The following is a 21,206-nucleotide window of genomic DNA, read 5'->3' as shown; positions in this document are numbered from 1 at the left end:
GTGCATGCGGGACAGGGTGCGGGCCCCGCCCGCACCGGTCAGGAGCGCTGGTAGAAGGGCAGGTCGACGACGGTCATCGGCAGGTCCTTGCCGCGCACGTCGGCAACGAGGGCGGTGCCGGTCTCGGCGCAGGCAGGGTCCACGAGCGCCATCGCGATCGGGTGGCCGAGCGTGGGCGAGAGGACGCCCGAGGTGATGACGCCGACCTCGCGCCCCTCGGCGTCCTTGACGGTCGAGCCCGCGCGGGCGGCGCGACGGCCCTCGCCCGCGAGCCCGACGAGCACGGGCCGACCGGTCATGTCGGCGCTCTCGACGCCCGAGCGGCCCACGAAGTCGCCCTTGGACGACAGCGCGACCACCCAACCGACGCCGGACTGCGCCGGGTAGAGGTCCGCGCCGAGCTCGTGGCCGTACAGCGGCATCCCGGCCTCGAGGCGCAGGGTGTCGCGGCAGGCGAGGCCGCACGGGACCAGCTCGTCGCCGCCGGCCTCCACGAGGGAGTTCCACAGGCTCTCCGCGTGCTCGACCGGGGTGTAGAGCTCGAAGCCGTCCTCGCCGGTGTAGCCGGTGCGGGCCACGAGCAGCTCGGCGCCCTCGTAGGCGCCGGCGAGCACGCGGTAGTAGCCCATGTCGGTGATGTCCTGGATGCTCAGGCCGGTGCCGTCGGCCCCCATCACGGCGCGGGTGACGATGTCGACGCTGCGCGGCCCCTGGACGGCGATGAGGGCGTACTCGCGGGAGCGGTCGGTGACGCGGGAGTCCGGGCCGTCGGCGCGGGCGAGCAGCTCGCGGGCGACGACCTCGGCGTTGGAGGCGTTGGCGACGACGAGGAAGCGCTCATCGGCGAGGCGGTAGACGATGAGGTCGTCCAGGACGCCGCCGTCCTCGGCGAGCAGCAGGGAGTACTTCGCGCGCCCCACGGCGAGCGTGGACAGCTTCCCGGCGAGCGCCCGATCGAGGGCCTCCCCCGCCGCAGGCCCTGCGACCTCGATCTCGCCCATGTGGCTGAGGTCGAACAGGCCGGCGCTCTCGCGCACGGCCGCGTGCTCGGCGAGGTCGGAGGTGTAGCGCACGGGCATCTTCCAGCCCGCGAAATCCGTGAACGCGGCACCGGCGGCCTCGTGCACGGCGCCGAGCGGGCTGATGAGAAGTTCCTGGGACAACGGGGCTCCTTCGGTCGACCTGTCCGTGACGGCTGCGAGCTGGGCCTGGCCGCTCAGCGGGCCGCACGTCATTGAGCGGCGCCCATCACTGTATATGGAACCGCGGACAGAACACCGGGGATCCACAGGCCGCGTCGCCGGCCCTCGGACGGATGGGCGCCCGGCGGTACCCTGGCGGGGTGACACGAGAGGGAACCGACGAGTGGCCCGTGCGGATCGAGTCGACGCGGCTGCTGATCCGCGAGGGCCGCGACGCCGACCGCGCATCGCTCATCCGCCTGCTGACCGACCCCGTGACCCGGGAGTACCTCGGCGGGGCGGTCGACTACGCCTCCCGGCAGGCGCTCGAGCTCTCTCCGCTGGGCCTGACCTGGGGCAACTGGGTGATCGCACAGCTGACGGACGACACCATGATCGGGTCGATCTCCCTGGACTACGACCGCGGCGAGGTGCAGCTGTCCTACGCCCTCCTGCCCGAGTACGTCGGCTACGGCTTCGCGGGCGAGGCCTGCCGCGCCGTCCTCGCGTGGGCGCAGGACAACCTCGAGGACACCACGGTGATCGCGGTGTCGCAGGCGCGCAACAAGCGCGCGATCGCGCTGCTGAAGCGCCTGGGCTTCACCACCCGCCGCGGTCTCGAGGAGTTCGGGACCCAGCAGCTGCTCATGGAGCGCACGATCGCCGATCCGCTGCCCGAGGGCCCCGAGGCGGCCTGGTCGGCGCCGCGCCCGATCCGCCCGTCCTGAGACCCTCCGCCCGTCCTGGCAGCGGCCCCGGTCGAGCCCGGTCAGACGCTCTCGCGCAGCACCGGGCAGGTCATGCAGCGCGGTCCTCCGCGCCCGCGTCCCAGCTCGCCGCCCGCGACCTCGATGACCTCCACGCCCTGGGAGCGCAGGTGGTCGTTCGTTGCGGCCGCCCGCTCGTACGCGATCACCCGGCCGGGCGCGACGGCCAGCAGGTTGCAGCCGTCGTCCCACTGCTCTCGGGCGGCGGCCCAGCGATCCAGCGGCGGCACGAGGACGCGCAGGGCGGGGACCCCCAGGCCGCGCGCGAGCACGGCGTCCATCTCCTCGGGGGCATGGGCCGTGGTGGTGAAGCGGCCTCCGACCCGCTCGATCTCGTAGGTCGCGAGCGGGCCCAGCCCGGCGTAGCGGATCACCGTCTCGGGGTCGATCACGGTCATCACCGTGTCCAGGTGCATCATCGAGCGGCGATGCGGCATCGCGAGCGCGATCACGCGGCGCGCGGCGCCGCGCTCGAGCAGCTGCCCGGCGAGGCGCTCGGCGCCGGCCGCCGTGGTCCGCTCGGACAGTCCGATCGCGACGGTGTCGCGCGACAGCACGAGCACGTCGCCGCCCTCGACCGCGGCCGCTCCCCCGGCCCCGTCGCTCCACAGCGCCGGACGCTCCCCGGGCGCCGCCGCGGCTGCGGCCTGCGCGCCTGCGAACAGGGGGTGCCGGTGGTAGATCGCCGTCAGGTGGATGCTCTCGCGCCGTCGGGCGGTGCGCTGCATCGAGGTGACCGCGACGCCGCGGCCGATCCACGCGGACGAGTCTCGCGTGAACAGGTGGTTGGGCAGGGGGTCGAGCACGAAGTCGTCGGGCTCGAGGCGGGCCAGGGCCACGGAGCGCACCTGCACGCCGAGCGCCTCGACCTCGGCACGGGAGATGCCGCCGATGAGGACGTCGACCAGGCGCTCGGGCGGGAGGTCGCCCAGGCACGCACGGAGATCCTGCACGGCGATGTCGCCGAGGACACGCGGGTCGAGCGTGGCCTCGAGCACCTCGGCCCGGGCGCCGGGCTGCGCGAGGGTCTCCCGCAGGAGATCCGCCAGCACCAGCACCTCGGCGCCCTCGGCCCGCAGGACGTCCGTGAAGGCGTCGTGCTCGGCCTGGGCGCGCTCCGTCCACAGCACCTCGTCGAACAGGAATCGATCGCGGGTGTCGGGCGTGAGGCGCTCGAGCTCGAGGCCGGGTCGGTGGACGATCACCCGCCGCAGGGGGCTGATCTCGTCCTCGATGCCGAAGCGCGCCGCCCCGCCGTGTCCTGCGCCGTCCGCATGTCCTGCACCGTCCGCATGTCCTGCACCGCCCATATGGGCCTCCGCTCACCGGTCGTCCTGCATCGTCGTCGTCCCCGCATGGTAGGACTGACCTGTCCCGCCGAGCCCAGGAGGTCCACATGGCCGCACTGTCCATCCCCATGACCGCCTTCCGCGACGGCACGCCGGTTCCGCTGGTGGGCTTCGGCACCAACGCGATGAAGGGCGTCGAGGGAGCGGCCGGGATCGCGAACGCCCTGCGCGCGGGCTACCGCCTGGTCGACACCGCCGCCCAGTACGGCAACGAGGCCGCCGTCGGCCAGGGACTCGTCGACAGCGGCGTGGACCGCGACGAGGTGCTCGTGACCACGAAGGTGGCCGGCGGGGACCAGGGCCGCGAGGCGGCCCGCCGCGGCGTCGAGGAGTCCGCCCGCCGCCTGGGCCTCGAGCGCATCGACATCGTCCTCATCCATTGGCCCAATCCCTCCCGCGGTCTCGCGCTGGAGACGTGGCGCACGCTCCTGGACCTGCGCGAGGAGGGGCTCATCGCCCATGCGGGCGTCTCGAACTTCCGCCGCGAGCAGCTGGAGGAGCTGCACGCCGCCACCGGCGAGTGGCCGGAGATCAACCAGATCCAGCTCTCTCCCGCCCTCCCCCGGACCGAGGCGGTCGCCTTCCACGCCGAGCACGGGATCCTCACCCAGGCCTGGGGCCCGCTCGGCGGTCGCGAGGGCCTGCCCGCCCAGTTCGCCCTGCGCCGCGTGGCCGCCGAGCACCGGGTCGAACCGTCGCAGGTCTCGCTGCGCTGGGCGGTCGACCAGGGCATCATCGTGATCCCGAAGTCCACGGATCCCGAGCGCCAGCGCCGCAACGCGAGCCTGGACGGCGTGCTGCTCAATGACGCGGACCGCGCCCTGCTGGCGAGCCTGGACCTGGGCGAGGACGCCGCCTGGGACTCGCGCACGCACGAGGAATGGTGACGGGCCGGGCGTCCGCCCGCGGCAGCGCCTTCCGGCCCTCCCGCGAGCACCGGCGCATCGTCTTCCTGACGGGCGCCGGGCTTTCGGCGCGCGCGGGCCTGCCGACGTTCCGCGGCGAGGACGGCCTGTGGGCCGTGCACCCCGAGCTCGAGCGGGCGATGCACGCGAGCGCCCTGCCGGACTGCATCCCGGACCTGTGGCGCGTGTGGCCAGGCATGTACGCCGCCGCGCAGCGCACGGGCCCCACGCCCGGGCACCGGGCGATCGCGCGGATGGGCGCCGCCGTGATCACCCAGAACGTCGACGGCCTGCACCAAACCGCGGGCAACCGCGACGTGGCCGAGCTGCACGGGGATGCGGGGCGCGCCGCCTGCCTGGGCCCGGACTGCACGTGGAGCACCAAGCTCGCCCCCGGGGACGGGGAGCGCGCCGAGGACCACGGCGCGCCCTCACTGTGCCCGGTCTGCGGTGCGCCGACGCGACCCGACGTGGTCCTGTTCGATGAGATGCTCCCCGCCGACGCCCTCGAGCGCGCCGAGCGCCTGGCCCGGGAGGCGGATCTGTTCGTGGCGGTCGGGACCTCCGGCGTCGTGTTCCCGGCCGCGCAGCTCGCGCCCACGGCACGCCGGGCCGGGGCCCGCACCGTGCTGATCGACGTCAACCCCGAGGATCCGGTGAGCGCCCGCGCCCAGTTCGACGAGGTCATCACGGGCGACGCCCACGACGTGCTCCCCCAGTGGGAGCGCGCCCTCAACGGCGTCCGGTCCTCGACGTTCCTGGATCCTTTCGACTGACGCGTCCGGGCGAGGGCGTCAGATCCAGATCGCGGGGTCCTCGAGCAGCCCGTGATGGGCGGCGCCGCCGCGGATGACGGCGGGCACGCCCACGGCGATCGCGTCGCCGGGCACGTCCTTGACCACCACGGCGTTGGCGCCGATCTGCGCGCCGTCGCCGATCTCCACCGGGCCCAGCAGGCGGGCCCCCGCACCGATCACGACGCCGTCCCCGACCGTGGGGTGGCGCTTGGTGCGCTCCATGCTGCGCCCGCCCAGCGTCACGCCGTGGTAGAGCATGACGTCATCGCCCACCTCGGCGGTCTCCCCGATCACCACGCCCATGCCGTGGTCGATGAAGAACCGCTGGCCGATGCGGGCGCCCGGATGGATCTCCACCCCGGTGAGGAAGCGCGCGGCCTGCGCCACGAGGAGCGCGGGCATGCGGTGCTCGCGGCGCCACAGCGCGTGGGCGGCGCGGTGGGCCCAGATCGCGTGGAGGCCGGGCGAGGTCACCGCCATCTGCACCCCGGACTGGGAGGCGGGGTCGCGCTGCTGCGCGGTGGCGATGTCGTCGCGCACGTGCTGCGCGGCGCGACGAGCGCCGCGCAGCAGCGCGCCGGGGAGGGAACGCATGGGAAAGGGGGGTCCTCTACGGGGATCAGTCCATGTACTCGGCGTACAGGGGCGTGGTCAGGTACCGCTCGCCGAAGGACGGGACGATCACCACGATGGTCTTCCCCTCCATCTCGTCGCGGGAGCCGATGCGGACGGCGGCCTCGATCGCGGCGCCGGCGGAGATGCCCACCAGCAGGCCCTCGGTGCGGGCGACCGAGCGGGCGCGCTCCATCGCGGCGTCGGCGTCGATGTCGAGGACCTCGTCGTAGACGTCCTGGTCGAGGACGGTGGGCACGAAGTTCGCGCCGATGCCCTGGATCTTGTGGGGGCCGGGCTTGCCGCCGTTGAGGATCGGGGACTCCTGCGGCTCGACGGCGAAGACCTTCACGTCGCTCTTGCGCTGCTTGAGCGCGCGCCCGGCGCCGGTGATGGTGCCGCCGGTGCCGATGCCCGCCACGAGGGCGTCGACGGCGCCGTCGGTGTCCTCCCAGATCTCGACGCCCGTGGTGGCCTCGTGGATCGCGGCGTTGGCGGGGTTGTCGAACTGGCGCACCTGGACGCCGCCGGTCTCCTCGGCGATCTCGCGGGCCTTCTCGACGGCGGACTTCATGCCGCCGGCGGCCTCGGTGAGCACGAGCTCGGCGCCGAAGGCGCGCAGCAGGGCGCGCCGCTCCTTGGACATGGACTCGGGCATGGTCAGGACCACGCGGTAGCCGCGGGAGGTGCCGATCATCGCGAGCGCGATGCCGGTGTTGCCGCTCGTGGCCTCGACGATGGTGCCGCCGGGCTGCAGGTCCCCGGACTGCTCGGCCGCGTCGATCATGGCGACGGCGATGCGGTCCTTGACGGAGTTGGCGGGGTTGTAGAACTCGAGCTTGGCCAGGACGGTGGCCTTCACGTCCTCGCCCAGGCGGTTCAGGCGCACCAGCGGGGTGCGGCCGACGAGCTCGGAGACGTTGTCGTAGACGGGCATGCGGTGTCCTCCTCGGGTCAGGGGCCGCGGCGGCAGGTCTCCCGCACCGCGCAGCCCTAAGCTTCTCTTGGCGGGAGTATAAGTGCGCAGCCGGAGCGGTGATCGGGAGTCCGCTGGGAGCCGCGCACGGAGCGCGCGGCATCCGCGACGCGCGTCACACGGATGCCGTAGGTTCGTGCCATGGCGCTCACCCCGATCGGCACCCGTCCCCCTGCGGCTGCGACCACGGCCGTCGGCCCCGCCCCGCTGGCGCGCGCCGCGACCGGCACCGGGAACGGCACTGCGGGCGCCGCTGCGTCCGGGACTGCGGGCGCCGCTGCGACGCGCATGCCACTGGTCCGGACCGCGGTGCTCGCCCTGGTGCTCGCTCTCGCCCTGCTGACGGGGCTGCTCGCGGGAGCTCCGGCGGCGCGCGCGGAGGCACCGCGCACGATCACGGTCGAGGACACCACGGGAGACCTCAACGCCGCCGCGCTCACCGAGCGCCTGCAGAGGATCGACTTCCGCGAGAGCGTGGACATCGTCGCGCTCACGGTCGACGTCAGGGCCCTCGGCTACTCCCCCTCCTCGAACCTCGCGCTGAACGACGCCGTGCTGGCCTACGCCACGCAGAACCACCCGGAGTGGATCACCGATGGCGGCGCCTTCTGGCGCGACGGGCTCGTGATCATCGCGATCGACCCGGACAACCGCTTCGTCGGCGCCTATGCCGGCGAGGACGTCAAGCTCTCCGACGGGCAGTTCGTCGACATCCAGGAGGCGATGCGGGGACCTGCGCGCCAGGCCGATTGGAACGGCGCGATCGTCGAGGGCGCCGCGGAGTACGCATCCCTGCTCGGGCGCCCCTTCTACCTGGACCCGACGGTGATCCTCTCGGCCCTCGCGGCCGTGGGGCTCGCGGTGGCCGCCTTCTTCGCGACCCTCTGGCGCGGCTCCTCCGTCGCCCGCAGGGCCCGCCGCGCGATCGCCCGCTACGACGATGTGATGATGCAGTTCGTCGAGACGGAGCTGGCCGCCAAGACCATCCCGGAGACCTCCCGCTATGGCGAGCCGGTGCTGCGCGACTACGACGAGTTCTCCCAGCGCGCCGCCGAGGCCACGCGCCTGCGCCAGGAGCTGCCCGCGCACCTCGGAGTGATGTGGGGGCTGAAGCCGGGCAGCGCTGACCGCGCCCGCGCGTTCGACGCGGCCGTCTCGCGGATCGACGAGCTCGACGACCAGATCATCGCGACCAATGACCTCCTGAACCGCGGCAGCCGCTGGCGCGAGGCCTGGGAGCGCGAGATGGCGCCGATCCGGGACTCCCTCGCACAGGTGGACCAGGCGGTCATGCAGGAGCGGAGCCTGGCCGACGCCCCGACCGCCCGGGCCCTGCGCACGGTCGCGGACAAGGCCGAGTCGGGGCTGGCCTCGACCACCCGCGCGCTCGAGGAGCAGACGATGAGCCCGGACGACGCGCTCGCCGAGCTGGACCTCATGACCGCGGCCCTGGGCCGGGCCGCCACCGCGCACCGCGACGCGGTGATCGCCGCGACCGCCCGCTCCGAGCAGGAGGCCGAGGTGATGCGCGACGCCGGCCAGGGCTACGCGGAGCGGGATCGCTACGGCACGATCCGCGGGCGCCGCTGGAGCCGGTACCCCGCCTCCTACGACCCGTTCTGGAACCTCAGCCCGATCCTCTGGCTGAGCACATGGCAGCACTCGGCCAGCACCGACCTGGACACCTACCGCAACCCGCCGCAGTCCTCGTCCTCGAGCGGCGGGTTCTCCGGCTACTCGGGCGGCGGCGGGGGCTTCTCGGGAGCAGGCAGCTCGGGCCGGTTCTGAGGGAGGGGCAGTGCTGAGGGAGGGTCAGTAGACCATCCCCATGACCTCGCGGACCCGGGCGAGGGTGTCGTCGGCCACCGCGTTCGCGCGCTCGTTGCCGCGGCGGAGGATCTCGAACAGCTGCGCGGGATCCTTCTCGAGCTCGGCGCGGCGCTCGCGGATCGGCGCGAAGTGCGCGTTCAGCGCCTCGGCGCACATCACCTTGAGCGTCCCGGCGCCCTTGTCGCCGATCTCGGCGGCGATCTCCTCCGGCGTGCGGCCGGTGGACAGCGCGGTGAGCGTCAGGAGGTTCGCGACCTCGGGGCGACCCTCCGGGTCGAAGGTGATCGTGCGGTCGGCGTCGGTCTTGGCCTTCTTGACCAGCTTGGCGGTCTCGGCCTCGGTCATGCGCAGCATGATCGCGTTGCCGCGGGACTTGCTCATCTTGTCCCCGTCCAGGCCCAGGATCGTCGGCGCCTCGGAGAGCAGCGCGTCCGGCTCGGCGAAGAGCTGCTCGCCGCCCGCGTAGCGCTCGTTGAAGCGGCGCGCGATCACGCGGGTCTGCTCGATGTGGGGCAGCTGGTCCTTGCCGACGGGCACGACGTTGCCGTGGCAGAACAGGATGTCCGCGGCCTGGTGCACGGGGTAGGTCAGCAGCAGACCGCCCATGGCGCTCTTGCCCGCGGCCTGCAGCTCGGCCTTGACGGTGGGGTTGCGCTCGAGCTCGGGCTGGGTCACGAGGGAGAGGAACGGCAGCAGCAGCTGGTTGAGCGCGGGGACGGCGGAGTGGGCGAAGATCGTCGCGCGCTCGGGGTCGATGCCCACGGCCAGGTAGTCGGTCAGCAGCTCGCGCACCGAGCCCTTGATGTCGCCGATCACGTCGCGGTCGGTGATCACCTGGTAGTCGGCCACGAGCACCCAGGTCTCGACGCCCGCCTCCTGCAGGCGCACGCGGTTGCGCAGCGTGCCGAAGTAGTGGCCCACGTGGAGGGCGCCCGTGGGGCGGTCGCCGGTGAGGACGCGCAGGCCGGAGGGGTCGGAGGCGATGCGGGCCTCCAGCGCCTCGCTGCGCGCGAGCGCGGCGTCGTAGCTGGAACGGTGGACGGTGGGGTTCGCGGCGTCGGTCACCGGGACATCGTAACGAGGTGCTCGGCGGCGCCACGGCGGCCGACCCCCGCGGCCCCCGCCCCCCCGGCACGCTCAGCTCCCCGGCACGCCCGCTCAGCTCTCCGGCGCGTCCGCTCCGCCGCGCGGGGCCGCCCCGGTGGTGCCGCGGACGATGAGCTGCGGGATGGTCTGCAGCTCGGTGCGGGCCGGCCGCCGGGAGTGCTCCCCACCTTCGAGCACGGCGCGGACGGCGGCGCGCGCCATCTCGGGCACGCTCTGGCGCACCGTCGTCAGCGCCGGGGAGGTCATCGCGGCCCACTGGGCGTCGTCGTAGCCGATGACGGAGACGTCCCCGGGGACCGCCAGGCCCAGCGACCGCACCCCCTCGAGCGCCCCGGCGGCCATGACGTCGGGGCCGCACAGCAGGCCCGTGCAGCCCGCGGCGGCGACCTCCCGGGCCGCCTGATACCCGCCCGCGTAGGAGAAGTCCGTGTAGGCGACCGTGCCGCGGACGCCGCTCTCCGCCGCGAGCGCCTGCTCGAAGGCCCGCACCTTCTCGCGCACCGGCCAGGTCCGCTCATCGCCCACCGCCAGGGCGATCGCCGTGTGCCCGAGCTCGCGCAGGTGCGCGATGGACATCCGGACCGCGCGGTCATCGTCGGTCGAGATGTAGGTCGCGTCGAGGTCGGGCCGCACGCCGTTGACGAGGGCCAGGGGGATGCCCTGCTGGACGATGGCCCGGTAGTGGCCGACGGAGCCCTCCTCCTGGGCGTGGTGGCCGGAGACGACGACGATCCCGCAGGCGCCGGCCCGCAGGAAGCGCTCGAAGGCCTCCTGCTCGCGCTCGACGGTGCGGGCGCGCACAGCGATCAGCGTCGCGGCGCCGCGCTGGAAGAGCTCGGCCTCCACGCGCTCGGCCCACTGGGCGAAGATCGGGTTCTCGAGGTCGGGGACGAGCACGCCGACGAGGCGCTCGCGGGTGCCGGGCAGCCCCGTGAGGTCGCGTCCCAGGTCGCGGGCGGCCTCGAGCACCGCGGAGCGGGTCTCCTCGGTGACGCCCGGCTTACCGTTGAGAACGCGGGAGACGGTCGCCTCGCTCACGTCGGCGCGCTGGGCGATGTCGATCAGGCGGGGCTTCATGAAAGCTCCTTCATGGTCGCGGCGCGTGCTCGTCCGAGGCTCTGGGCCCCCGGCGGACTCCTGTGTCGGCCGACACGCTCGCAAGTTCTTTCGCATTCTTGCACAGACTCGGCAGGTCGCCTAGTGTGGGGCCTGCAGGAAGCAACTTCGTTCCCTGCCCCGCCACGATTCAAAGGAGAACACGGTGCTCATCCGTCGTAAGTCCTTCCTCGCCCTCGGTGCCGCCGGCGTCCAAAGGAGGACCCCCATGCACCCCGTCTCCCGCCGCGCCCTTCTCGGAGGAACCGCCGCACTCACCGCCGCGAGCGCCCTGGCCGCCTGCTCCAACGGATCCTCCGGCGGCGGCAGCAGCAGCGACGGCATCTACTTCCTGAACTTCAAGCCGGAATCCGAGGCCGCCTTCAAGGAGATCGCGAAGACCTACCAGGACGCCAAGGGCGTCGAGGTCAAGGTCGTCACCGCAGCCTCGGGCACCTACGAGCAGACCCTGAAGTCCGAGGTCGCCAAGTCGAACCCGCCCACCCTGTTCCAGATGAACGGCCCGATCGGCCTGGCCAACTGGAAGGACTACGCCACGGACATGTCCGAGACGGAGACTGCCAAGGCGCTCATCGACCCTTCGATGGGCCTCAAGGGCGAGGACGGCAAGATCTACGGCCTCCCGCTGGCCAATGAGGGCTACGGCCTGATCTACAACGCCGCGATCCTCAACAAGTACTTCACCCTCCCGGGCGCGAAGGTCGCCTCGATCGACGAGGTCAAGGGCTTCGACGCCCTCAAGGCCCTCGCTGAGGACATGCAGACCAAGAAGGACCAGCTCGGCATCAAGGGCGTCTTCGCCTCCACGTCCCTCGCCCCGGGCGAGGACTGGCGCTGGCATACCCACCTGGCCAACTACCCGCTCTTCTACGAGCTGCGGGACGCCAACGCCACGGACACCAAGGCGTTCAAGATGACCTACGGGGACCAGTACAAGCAGATCTTCGACCTGTACCTGAACAACTCCACCGTTCCCAAGACCGAGACCTCGGCCAAGACCGTCACGGATTCCATGTCCGAGTTCGCGCTCGGCCAAGCCGCTTTCGTGCAGAACGGCAACTGGGCCTGGTCGCAGATCTCCGAGGTCGACGGCAACACGGTCAAGGAGGAGGACATCCGCTTCATGCCGATCTACATCGGCGTCGAGGGCGAGGAGAACTCGGGTATCGCGATCGGCACCGAGAACTACCTGACCATCAACTCCAAGGCCTCCGAGGCCGCGCAGAAGGCCACCGGCGATTTCCTCACCTGGCTCTTCACCGACCCCGAGGGCAGCAAGCTCGCCGCGGAGAAGCTCGGCATCATCGCGCCGTACACCGCCTTCGCGGAGCTCGCCCCGGAGGACCCGCTGGGCAAGCAGGTCTCGGAGTTCATGAACAACAAGGACCTCTACCCCATCAACTGGGTGTTCCAGATCTTCCCCAGCCAGGACTTCAAGGACCAGTTCGGCCAGCACCTGTCCCAGTACGCCTCGGGCAAGGAGGACTGGGCGGCCGTGATCGAGTACGTCACCACCGAGTGGGCCGCCGAGAAGGCCTGACGGCCCCCTCGCACATGACGACGGCGCCCTGTCGGAAGATCGGGCGCCGTCGCCGTCCCCCGCACCGCCCTCCCGCGTCAGGCGGCGGCTGAACGAAGGCATCATGACCAGAGCACTCAAGAAGTACTTCCCGATCTTCGCGGGCCCCACGGTCCTCGCGTTCCTCATCGCGTTCGTCATCCCCTTCGCGATGGGCCTCTACCTCTCCTTCACCGACTTCACGACGCTCACCGATGCCGAGTTCATCGGCCTCCAGAACTACAAGGACGCCTTCGGCGACCGCTCCGGATTCGTGGCGGCGCTCGCCTTCACCGCCCTGGTCGCCGCGATCTCGATCGTCACGGTCAACGTCGGCGCCTTCGCGCTCGCCTACCTGCTCACGCGGAGGTTCCCCGGCCGCAACCTGTTCCGCTCGGTGTTCTTCATGCCCAACCTCATCGGCGGCATCGTCCTCGGGTACACCTGGCAGGTGATGCTCAACGCGATCCTCAAGAACTGGGGCCAGACGATCGTCAACGACTGGCGCCTCGGGCTCCTGGGCCTCGTGATGCTCGTGAACTGGCAGATGCTCGGCTACATGATGATCATCTACATCGCCGGGCTCCAGAACGTCCCCAAAGAGCTGCTCGAAGCCGCCGAGATCGATGGGGCCGGCAAGTCCCGGACACTGCGCAGCGTCACCATCCCCATGGTGATGCCCTCGATCACCATCTGCCTGTTCCTCACCCTGGCGAACACCTTCAAGATGTACGACCAGAACCTCGCGCTGACGGCCGGTGCTCCACTGAACAAGACCCAGATGGCTGCGCTGAACATCGTCGACGCCATGTACTCCAAGGTCGGCCAGGAGGGCGTGGCCCAGGCCCAGGCAGTCGTCTTCTTCCTCATCGTCTCCGCCATCGCGCTCATCCAGCTGCGCGCGACCCGTTCGAAGGAGGTCGACGCGTGAGCACCTCGACCAGCACCCCGACCGCCGCCCCCGCCACGACCGCACGGGCGGCGAAGCCCAGCCGCCACTACGGCGCGGGAACCCCGTTCCTCGTCGCCCTCATGACGGTCCTCTCGCTGATCTGGCTCGTCCCCCTCGCCTTCATCCTGATCAACTCCTTCAAGGGGAAGTTCTTCATCTCGGGGGCGCCGTTCGCGCTGCCGGACGGCGAGACCTTCGCAGGCCTGGACAACTACATCACCGGTCTCCAGCTGTCCGGCTTCGCCCGCGCGATCGGCTGGTCGCTGTTCATCACGGTCGGCTCCGTCGCCGTGATCGTCCTCCTCACCGCGATGACGGCGTACTACATCACGCGCGTGAAGACCTGGTGGACGTCGCTGCTCTACTACCTGTTCGCGTTCTCGATGGTCGCGCCCTTCCAGATGGTCATGTTCCCCACCGTGAAGATCGCCGACATGCTCGGACTCGCGACGCCCTGGGGGATGATCCTCCTGTACCTGGGCTTCGGCGGCGGCCTGTCGGTCTTCCTCTTCGCCGGCTTCATCAAGTCGATCCCGCTGGAGATCGAGGAGGCCGCCTACATGGACGGCTGCTCCCCGCTGCAGACCTACTTCCGCATCGTGATGCCGCTGCTCATGCCCACCACGGTCACCGTCGCGATCCTCAACGCGATGTGGGTGTGGAACGACTTCCTCCTGCCCAACCTCGTGATCGGCCAGGACGAGCGCTACAAGACGATCCCGATCGTGATCCAGATGCTCATCGGCTCCAACGGCAACCGCGACATGGGCGCGCAGATGGCCATGCTGGTCCTCGCGATCATCCCCATCGTCGTCTTCTACCTCTTCGGGCAGAAGCACATCGTGGAGGGCGTCGCCGCCGGCGCGGTCAAGGGGTGAGAGCGATCCGCCACCCTGTCGGCCGTCGTCAGGAGCGCTCGTGCGTCTGAACCCTGACGCTCCCGTCTACCGGGCCTGGGCAGCTGCAGCCGACCTGGTCCTGGTCAACATGCTCACACTGGTGGCCTGCGCTCCGGTGGTCACAGCCGGTGCATCCCTCGTCGCGTGCACGCGCTCCGTCATGGAGATGGCCCGCGATGAGGGCGGCTCCGTCGCGCGCACCTGGTGGCGGACGTTCCGGAGCGAGCTGAAGGCCTCTCTCGTCTGGTGGCCGCCGTTCCCCGCCCTCGGAGCGCTCGGGGTCTGGGAGAGAACGGTGCTGTCGGGCTCGGCGGCGAGTCCCACCGTCGGCGATGCGCTCACCGCGCTCAGCGCGTTCGGAGTGCTGATGCTGCTGGCCGTTCTGCTGTGGCTGCTGCCGCTGATCGCCCTCTTCGATGCTCCTGCGACTCAGCATCTGCGCAATGCCGCCCGCCTCGCTCTCGGGCGCCTCGGGACCACCGCGCTGTGCCTCGTGCTGGTCATCGCCCCGGTCGTTCTCGCCGCGCTCCTGCCGGGGGCCGTCGGAGCCGTCGTCTGGTTCCTGGTCATCCTCGGCATCGCCTTCATCGCCTACCTGATCGCCCTCGTCCAACGGCGCACTATCGACGAACTGCGCCGGAACGCTCGCGCCGCCGTGTGAGCACCGTCCCCCAACACCGTTCTCGGGACCGCTCCCGAGTCCTCTCCCCCGACTCTTCTCGCATACCGTCGAGGAGCACACCGACCCCGCGGGCTCGCCCCCCATCACCCCACGACCCCTCAGGAGGGATCCCCCGCATGTCCCATCAGTGGTGGCGCGACGCCGTCGTGTACCAGGTCTACCCCCGCTCCTTCGCCGACTCCGACGGCGACGGGATGGGCGACCTCCCCGGCATCACCGAGCGCCTGCCGTATCTGCGGGATCTGGGGGTCGACGCCCTGTGGCTGTCGCCCTTCTATCTCTCGCCGCAGCACGACGCGGGCTACGACGTGGCGGACTACTGCGACGTCGACCCGCGCTTCGGCACCCTCGCGGACGCCGACGCCCTCATCGCCCGCGCCCATGAGCTGGGGCTGAAGGTGCTCGTGGACATCGTCCCCAACCACTCCTCGAACGAGCACGAGCTGTTCCAGCGGGCGCTCGCGGCCGCCCCGGGCTCCCCCGAGCGGGACATGTACATCTTCCGCGACGGCCGCGGCGAGAACGGGGAGCTGCCCCCGAACAACTGGACGTCGATCTTCCACGGGGACGCCTGGACCCGCGTCACCGAGGCCGACGGCAGCCCGGGCCAGTGGTACCTGCACATCTTCGACACCACGCAGCCGGACTGGAACTGGGAGAACCCCGCGGTCCACGAGCTGTTCGCGGGCGTGCTGCGCTTCTGGCTGGATCACCGGGCCGACGGCTTCCGCGTGGACGTGGCCCACGGGATGGCCAAGCCCGCGGGCCTGCCCGATGCGACCGTCAACTCCGCCGGGCTCATCGACATCCCCGAGGGCGAGGTGCCGATCTACTTCGACAACGACGGCGTGGTGGAGATCTACCAGGAGTGGCGCCCGCTCCTCGACGAGTACGACGGGGACCGCATGATGGTGCTCGAGGCGTGGATCCCCGAGCACCGCCTGCCCCAGTACATCGGCGCCGACCGCGCCCACCAGTCCTTCAACTTCGGGTTCCTCCAGGCCCGCTGGGGCGTGGACACGATGCGCCGCGCGATCGAGAAGCCGCTCGAGCTGGCCGATGCGGTCGACTCCCCGACCACCTGGGTGCTCTCCAACCACGACGTGATCCGCCACGCCACCCGCTACGGCTTCGCGCCCGAGCACCGCTTCGGCGAGGGCCTCTCGCGCGAGGAGACCCCGGATGCGGAGCTGGGGCTGCGCCGCGCCCGCGCCGCGACGCTGCTGATGCTGGCGCTGCCGGGCGCCGCCTACCTGTACCAGGGCGAGGAGCTGGGCCTGCCGGAGGTGGCCGACATCCCCGACGCGCTGCGCGAGGACCCGGCGCACAAGCGGGCGGGCGTGCCCGGCCGCGACGGCTGCCGCGTCCCGCTCCCCTGGGTCCACGACGCCCCCGCCTACGGGTTCTCGCCCACGGGCAAGAGCTGGCTGCCCCAGCCGGAGTCGTTCGGCGCTGTCGCGGCGGACCTCCAGGAGGGCGTCGACGGCTCGACCCTCGAGATGTACCGGACGGCCCTGCACCTGCGTCGGGAGCTGCGCCTGGGCGAGCACGCCGACGGCGTCGCCTTCGTCGAGGACGCGCCGGAGGGCGTGCTGGCGCTGCTCCACGGCGGGGTGCTCGTCGCGGTCAACACGACCGACGCGGACGTCCCGCTCGCGAAGCTGCCGGGCGCCGCCGGCCTGGGTGTGATCGCCGCCTCCGGCCCGGTCGACGCCGATGTGATCCCCGCCGAGACCACGGTCTGGCTGCGGGAGATCTGAGCGGCCGAGGATCGGGGTCTCGGTAGGATCACGGCCATGCCCGAGAGCGCTCCAGCCCCCGATCCCGGTTTCGACGTCGTCGTCCTGGGAGCGGGCCTCAACTCCCTGAACCTCACGATCGCCTTCCACCAGGAGTACGGGATGCGGTCGACCGTCGTGTGCCGCGTGCCCGTCGAGATGAACGAGCGCACGGTCACGGCGGACACGGTGGTGCTGGGCAAGGGCGCGAGCGACGAGGCGATGCGCGACGCGCTCGTCGATCTCGCCGCGAAGCGCCCGGAGGGGCGCCCCGCTCTGCTGCTGTGCAATGCGGATTCGCTGATCGACTTCATCGACCGCTTCCGCGAGGATCTTGAGCCGGACTACCTGCTGGGGCAGGTGCCGCGCGCGATGCTCGAGCGCCTGGCCGACAAGGCGGAGTTCGCCGAGATCTGCCAGGGCTTGGGCATCGCGACCCCGCCCACCGTGATCGTCGACTTCTCGCGGGCCGGCGAGCCGGACTGGAACGGGGACGACGAGCTGCCGTGGTCCTTCCCCTGCGTCGGCAAGGCCGCGAACACCGCCGAGTACTCCCACCTGTCCTTCGAGGGCAAGAAGAAGGTGTACTTCCTGGAGTCCGCCGAGGACGTCCGCGACACGGTGCGACGCCTGCGCGAGGCCGGCTTCACCGGCCGCTTCCTGTTCCAGGAGCTGATCCCGGGCGACGACACCGTCTGCCGCTCGATCACCGCGTACCGCTCGAGCCGCGGGAAGGTCACGCTGCTGTGCGCCGCGCAGGTGCTGCTGGGCGAGCACACGCCCGATGCCCTGGGCCGTCCCGCCGCGATGGTCACCGGCTCCTTCCCGAGCCTGACCGACGCCGCCGCCCGCTTCCTCGACGCCGTCGACTACGTGGGCTTCGCGAACTTCGACGTGAAGGTGGACCCGCGCACGGGCGAGGAGTGCTTCTTCGAGCTGAATCCGCGCATCGGCCGCAACAACTACTACGTGACCGCGACGGGCGAGTCCGTGGCGCGCCACGTGGTCGAGGACCTCGTGCTCGGACACGACATCGAGCAGGTGGTCGTGACCGAGCCGTTCCTGTACTCGATCCTCCCGGTGCGCCTGGTGCTGCGGTACATCCGCGACGCCGCCCTGCGGGATCGCGTACGGCGCCTGGCCCGGACGAAGCTCGCCAACCCGTTCCGGTACCGCCCCGAGGGCGCCTGGATGAAGGCCTATGCGACCGTGTCCGGGCTGAACTTCGTGCGCAAGTACCGCGCGGTCTACCCGCGCCCCACCGACACCGGCTTCTGAGCCGACCAGGAGACCCCGTGACCTCTGCGACCGTTCCCTCCGCCGAGCCGACCCCCGCTCGCGGCCTCCCCGATGTCGAGGTCGTGCTGCTGGGCGGCGACATCGGCATCTACGCGCTGGCCCGCGCCTTCCACGAGGAGTACGGGACCGTCTCCACGGTCGTGACCCGGCAGGTGTCCGGGCCGGTCGCGGACTCGCGGATCCTGCGCACCCGCGAGGTCGGGATGGGCGCGAGCGACGAGCAACTGGTGTCCGCGCTGCTCGCGGCGGGGCGCGAGATCCGGGAGCGCCGCGGTGCCGACGTCCCGATCATCCTGCTGGCCAACGCGGACTGGCTCGTGGTGCTCATGAGCGAGAACCGCGAGGCGCTCGGCGAGGTGTTCGTGCTGCCGATCCTGGCGCCGGAGACCCTCGAGGCGGTCTCCGACAAGGCCGAGTTCACCCGCCTGTGCACCGAGATCGGCGTGCCCACCCCGCGCACGATCATCATCGACTTCTCCGGCGAGGGCCCCACCCCCGTGCCCGAGATCGACCTGCCCTACCCGGTGGTGGCCAAGACCTCGCGCTCCTCGGCGTACTCGCGCGTCTCCTTCGCGGGCAAGAAGAAGGTGTACGAGATCGCCTCGCTCGCCGAGCTCGAGGAGCTGGTGCGGACCCTGGACGCCGCCGGTTTCGACGATCGCTTCGTGGTCCAGGAGATGGTCGGCGGCGACGACACCGCGATGCGGTCGATCACCGCGTACGTCGACTCCCGCGGCGAGGTGACGCTGCTGGGCGGCGCGCACGTGCTGCTCGAGGAGCACACGCCGGGCGCGCTGGGCAACCCCGCCGCGATGATCACCACCGACCAGGGCGAGATCGCCGAGCAGTCCGTCGCCTTCTTGCAGCACACGGGCTACCGCGGCTACGCGAACTTCGACGTGAAGGTGGATCCGAAGGACGGCGTCGCGAAGTTCTTCGAGGTCAACCCCCGTATCGGCCGCAACAACGTGTACATGACCGCGGCCGGCGCGAACGTCGCGCGCGCGGTGGTCGCCGACGTCGTGGAGCAGCGCGCGATCGAGCGGATCACCCCGCAGCGGGAGATCCTGTACTCGATCGTCCCGAAGCCGCTGCTGTGGCGCTACATCACCGATCCCGCGCTGCTGCGCCGGGTCAAGGCGATCGCCAAGGGCGCGACGGTCCACCCGCTGCTGTACGGGCCCGAGGGCCTGGGCCGCCGCAAGTACGTGGCCCTCGCGATGGTCAACCAGGTGCGCAAGTTCCTGCGCCACTACCCGAAGCCGACGACCGACGGGTTCTGAGGCGTCGGCCCCTGAGGATCAGCCCTCGCGGGCGGTCGCGTCGCTGCGGGCTCCGGTCGCGCTCTGCCCCGGGGCGATCTCGCCGTCCGACGCGGAACCTGGTGGTCCAACCTCCGCATCCCCTGGATGCGCGCCCGCGGAGTCTTCGTAGGCTGGGGACCATGACCCAGAACACGTTCACCCTGACCTCGTCCGCTGTGCCCGACGGCTCCGTCCTCGCCCATGACCAGGTGGGCGAGCCCGCCGGCGGGCCGTCGATCTCCCCCGATCTGAGCTGGTCCGGTGCGCCCGAGGGCACGCGGTCCTTCGCGATCACCTGCTACGACCCGGACGCCCCCACGGGCTCGGGCTTCTGGCACTGGATCGCCTGGGACATCCCGGCGTCCACGACCAGCCTCCCGGCCGGCCTGCCGCGCGACGCCGACGGCCTCGTCCAGGGCGTCAGCGACGCCGGGGAGCCCGGCTACACCGGCGCGTTCCCGCCCGCGGGCGAGGAGCACCGCTACGTCTTCACCGTGCACGCCCTGCCCGTCGAGACCCTGGGCGTGGACGCCGAGGCGCCGCACGTCCAGGCGCGCTTCGCGATCCACACGCAGGCCCTGGCGAGCGCCTCGGTGACGGCGACGTATCGCGCCGACGACTGACGCGTATCGTCCCGACGGCGGAGACGTGACGGTCCCGACCTTCCGGGGAAACTCCGGGGCGCGGCGGACCACCGCGACCCAGGCAGCGCCGTAGTCTCGGGGCATGACCGCATCGACCGTGGGCGACCCCACCAGCAGGCAGCAGCCTGTCGGGTGGACAGTCGACGTCCCGGCTCCCTTCCCCTCCCCCATGCCCGTGCCCGCGTCCGTGCGCCGCCCGCTGCGGGTGCTGCTCACCACCGACTGGTGGGAGCCCGCCGTCAACGGCGTCGTCGCCTCCGTCACGACCCTGCGCCGCGAGCTCGAGAAGGCGGGATGCGAGGTCCGCGTGCTCACGCTCGCCGAGGGGCTGCACTCCTCCGCCTCCGACGACGGCGTCTACCGCCTCGGCTCGATCTCCGCATCGATCCTGTACGACCGCGCCCGCATCGGCGTGCTGCGCAACGACCCGATCCGCCGCGCCCTGCTGGACTGGGCACCCGACGTGATCCACTCCCAGTGCGAGTTCTCCACCTTCGTGTGGGCCCGCAGCCTGTCTCGCGAGCTCGGCATCCCGCTGGTGCACACGTACCACACCATCTACGAGGACTACACGCACTACTACTCGCCCTCGCGCACCATGGGCCGCAAAGTGGTCGAGACGTTCTCCCGCCGCGTGCTGGCCCGCACCGATGACGTCGTGGTGCCCACCGCCAAGGTCGACGCCCTGCTGCGCGGCTACGGCGTCGACCGCCCCATCCACGTGGTCCCCACCGGGCTGGATCTGAGCCGCTTCCGCCCGGCGGGCACCGCGGCCGAGCACGAGGACGCCGCCGCGCTGCGCCGCGAGCTGGGCATCCCGGCCGACCACCGCGTGCTCGTCTCCGTGTGCCGCCTGGCCAAGGAGAAGAATCTCGACGAGGTGCTCTCGCACCTGGCAGCATCGGGCCGCGAGGACTGGACCCTGGTGCTCGTCGGCGACGGGCCCTTCCGCACCGAGCTCGAGCAGCACGCGCGCGAGCTGGGGCTCGCCGATCGCGTCCGCCTCATCGGCGCCGTCGACCCCGCCGAGGTGCCGCGCTGGTACCGGATGGGCGACGTGTTCGTCAGCGCGTCCCTCAGCGAGACCCAGGGGCTGACCTTCATCGAGGCGCTCGCCTGCGGCACGCCGCTGCTGTGCCGCCGCGACCCCTCGCTCACGGGCGTGGTCCTCGACGGGATCACCGGCTGGCAGTACGAGGGCCGGGCGGAGTTCGTCTACCGCCTCGGCGACCTCCTCGACCACGCCAATGTGCGCGGGCGCATGTCCCGCGCCGCCGCCGCGCACGCGCACGAGTCCTGCGGCGCGGAGGCCTTCGGCCGCGCGGCCATCGCCGTGTACCGCGAGGCCATCGCCCGCCGCACCGGTGCGCCGGTTGCACCTGCCGCGCCCGGTGCGCCCTCTGCGCCTCCCGCGCCCGCTGCGCCTGCCGCGCCCGCTGCGGCCTGAACC

Annotated in this window: 19 protein-coding genes; 13 read left to right on the top strand and 6 right to left on the bottom strand. The window is 71.6% G+C overall.

Going from position 1 to position 21,206, the window contains the following annotated elements:
- Positions 1–38: 38 nt before the first annotated feature.
- Positions 39–1,163, bottom strand: coding sequence for a glycine cleavage system aminomethyltransferase GcvT (gene gcvT, locus FM110_RS07235; RefSeq protein ID WP_234992021.1), 1,125 nt, complete (start codon positions 1,161–1,163; stop codon positions 39–41).
- 179 nt (positions 1,164–1,342) lie between these two features.
- On the opposite strand from gcvT, the gene FM110_RS07230 reads away from it, so the two are divergent.
- On the top strand, positions 1,343–1,909 hold the full coding sequence (locus FM110_RS07230) for a GNAT family N-acetyltransferase (protein ID WP_234992019.1): 567 nt from the start codon (positions 1,343–1,345) through the stop codon (positions 1,907–1,909).
- Positions 1,910–1,950: 41 nt separating this feature from the next.
- On the opposite strand, the gene FM110_RS07225 is transcribed toward FM110_RS07230, so the two are convergent.
- Positions 1,951–3,258 (bottom strand): arginine deiminase, encoded by a 1,308-nt coding sequence (locus FM110_RS07225; RefSeq protein WP_087104033.1) that lies wholly within the window; start codon positions 3,256–3,258, stop codon positions 1,951–1,953.
- 86 nt (positions 3,259–3,344) lie between these two features.
- On the opposite strand from FM110_RS07225, the gene FM110_RS07220 reads away from it, so the two are divergent.
- Together FM110_RS07220 and FM110_RS07215 are read left to right on the top strand one after the other, a co-directional pair.
- The gene (locus FM110_RS07220) at positions 3,345–4,184 is read left to right on the top strand and encodes an aldo/keto reductase (RefSeq protein WP_087104032.1); all 840 of its coding nucleotides are present in this window, start codon (positions 3,345–3,347) and stop codon (positions 4,182–4,184) included.
- Complete coding sequence (locus FM110_RS07215; protein ID WP_234992018.1) at positions 4,181–4,978, top strand: SIR2 family NAD-dependent protein deacylase; 798 nt, start codon at positions 4,181–4,183, stop codon at positions 4,976–4,978. Before FM110_RS07220 ends, FM110_RS07215 begins: the two co-directional genes overlap by 4 nt.
- 18 nt (positions 4,979–4,996) lie before the next feature.
- Here FM110_RS07215 and epsC read toward each other — a convergent pair whose 3' ends face one another.
- Together epsC and cysK are read right to left on the bottom strand one after the other, a co-directional pair.
- The gene (gene epsC, locus FM110_RS07210; RefSeq protein ID WP_087104028.1) at positions 4,997–5,593 is read right to left on the bottom strand and encodes a serine O-acetyltransferase EpsC; all 597 of its coding nucleotides are present in this window, start codon (positions 5,591–5,593) and stop codon (positions 4,997–4,999) included.
- Between the two features lie 25 nt (positions 5,594–5,618).
- The gene (cysK, locus tag FM110_RS07205; RefSeq protein WP_087104027.1) at positions 5,619–6,548 is read right to left on the bottom strand and encodes a cysteine synthase A; all 930 of its coding nucleotides are present in this window, start codon (positions 6,546–6,548) and stop codon (positions 5,619–5,621) included.
- A gap of 180 nt (positions 6,549–6,728) precedes the next feature.
- On the opposite strand from cysK, the gene FM110_RS07200 reads away from it, so the two are divergent.
- Positions 6,729–8,375, top strand: a complete 1,647-nt coding sequence (locus FM110_RS07200; RefSeq protein ID WP_087104025.1) for a DUF5129 domain-containing protein — start codon at positions 6,729–6,731, stop codon at positions 8,373–8,375.
- Positions 8,376–8,399: 24 nt separating this feature from the next.
- Here FM110_RS07200 and trpS read toward each other — a convergent pair whose 3' ends face one another.
- Both trpS and FM110_RS07190 read right to left on the bottom strand, forming a co-directional pair.
- Positions 8,400–9,482: a tryptophan--tRNA ligase gene (gene trpS / locus FM110_RS07195; protein ID WP_087104022.1), complete on the bottom strand. Its 1,083-nt coding sequence runs from the start codon at positions 9,480–9,482 to the stop codon at positions 8,400–8,402.
- A 93-nt stretch (positions 9,483–9,575) separates the two neighbouring features.
- Entirely contained in the window at positions 9,576–10,601 is a 1,026-nt protein-coding gene (locus FM110_RS07190; RefSeq protein WP_087104020.1) for a LacI family DNA-binding transcriptional regulator, read from the bottom strand.
- Positions 10,602–10,785: 184 nt separating this feature from the next.
- Here FM110_RS07190 and FM110_RS07185 point away from each other — a divergent pair, with 184 nt between their 5' ends.
- The 9 genes from FM110_RS07185 (at position 10,786) to FM110_RS07145 (ending at position 21,203) form a co-directional block, all read left to right on the top strand.
- On the top strand, positions 10,786–12,180 hold the full coding sequence (locus FM110_RS07185) for an ABC transporter substrate-binding protein (RefSeq protein WP_234992016.1): 1,395 nt from the start codon (positions 10,786–10,788) through the stop codon (positions 12,178–12,180).
- A 103-nt stretch (positions 12,181–12,283) separates the two neighbouring features.
- Positions 12,284–13,129, top strand: coding sequence for a carbohydrate ABC transporter permease (locus FM110_RS07180; RefSeq protein ID WP_087104017.1), 846 nt, complete (start codon positions 12,284–12,286; stop codon positions 13,127–13,129).
- Positions 13,126–14,028, top strand: coding sequence for a carbohydrate ABC transporter permease (locus FM110_RS07175; protein ID WP_234992014.1), 903 nt, complete (start codon positions 13,126–13,128; stop codon positions 14,026–14,028). Before FM110_RS07180 ends, FM110_RS07175 begins: the two co-directional genes overlap by 4 nt.
- A gap of 40 nt (positions 14,029–14,068) precedes the next feature.
- Positions 14,069–14,710, top strand: coding sequence for a MusI family membrane protein (locus FM110_RS07170; protein ID WP_200810190.1), 642 nt, complete (start codon positions 14,069–14,071; stop codon positions 14,708–14,710).
- Positions 14,711–14,847: 137 nt separating this feature from the next.
- Positions 14,848–16,491, top strand: coding sequence for a glycoside hydrolase family 13 protein (locus FM110_RS07165; protein WP_087104015.1), 1,644 nt, complete (start codon positions 14,848–14,850; stop codon positions 16,489–16,491).
- 36 nt (positions 16,492–16,527) lie between these two features.
- Positions 16,528–17,787: a carboxylate--amine ligase gene (locus FM110_RS07160; protein WP_087104014.1), complete on the top strand. Its 1,260-nt coding sequence runs from the start codon at positions 16,528–16,530 to the stop codon at positions 17,785–17,787.
- A 17-nt stretch (positions 17,788–17,804) separates the two neighbouring features.
- Positions 17,805–19,091, top strand: coding sequence for a carboxylate--amine ligase (locus FM110_RS07155; protein ID WP_087104012.1), 1,287 nt, complete (start codon positions 17,805–17,807; stop codon positions 19,089–19,091).
- Between the two features lie 161 nt (positions 19,092–19,252).
- On the top strand, positions 19,253–19,735 hold the full coding sequence (locus FM110_RS07150) for a YbhB/YbcL family Raf kinase inhibitor-like protein (protein WP_087104010.1): 483 nt from the start codon (positions 19,253–19,255) through the stop codon (positions 19,733–19,735).
- A 103-nt stretch (positions 19,736–19,838) separates the two neighbouring features.
- Positions 19,839–21,203 (top strand): glycosyltransferase family 4 protein, encoded by a 1,365-nt coding sequence (locus FM110_RS07145; RefSeq protein WP_234992013.1) that lies wholly within the window; start codon positions 19,839–19,841, stop codon positions 21,201–21,203.
- Positions 21,204–21,206: the final 3 nt, after the last annotated feature.

This window comes from Brachybacterium nesterenkovii (assembly GCF_900163655.1).
GTDB classification, from domain to species: Bacteria; Actinomycetota; Actinomycetes; order Actinomycetales; family Dermabacteraceae; genus Brachybacterium; species Brachybacterium nesterenkovii.
The sequence above is the reverse complement of the archived record's forward strand: the minus strand, read 5'-3'. Positions and strand labels throughout refer to the sequence as shown.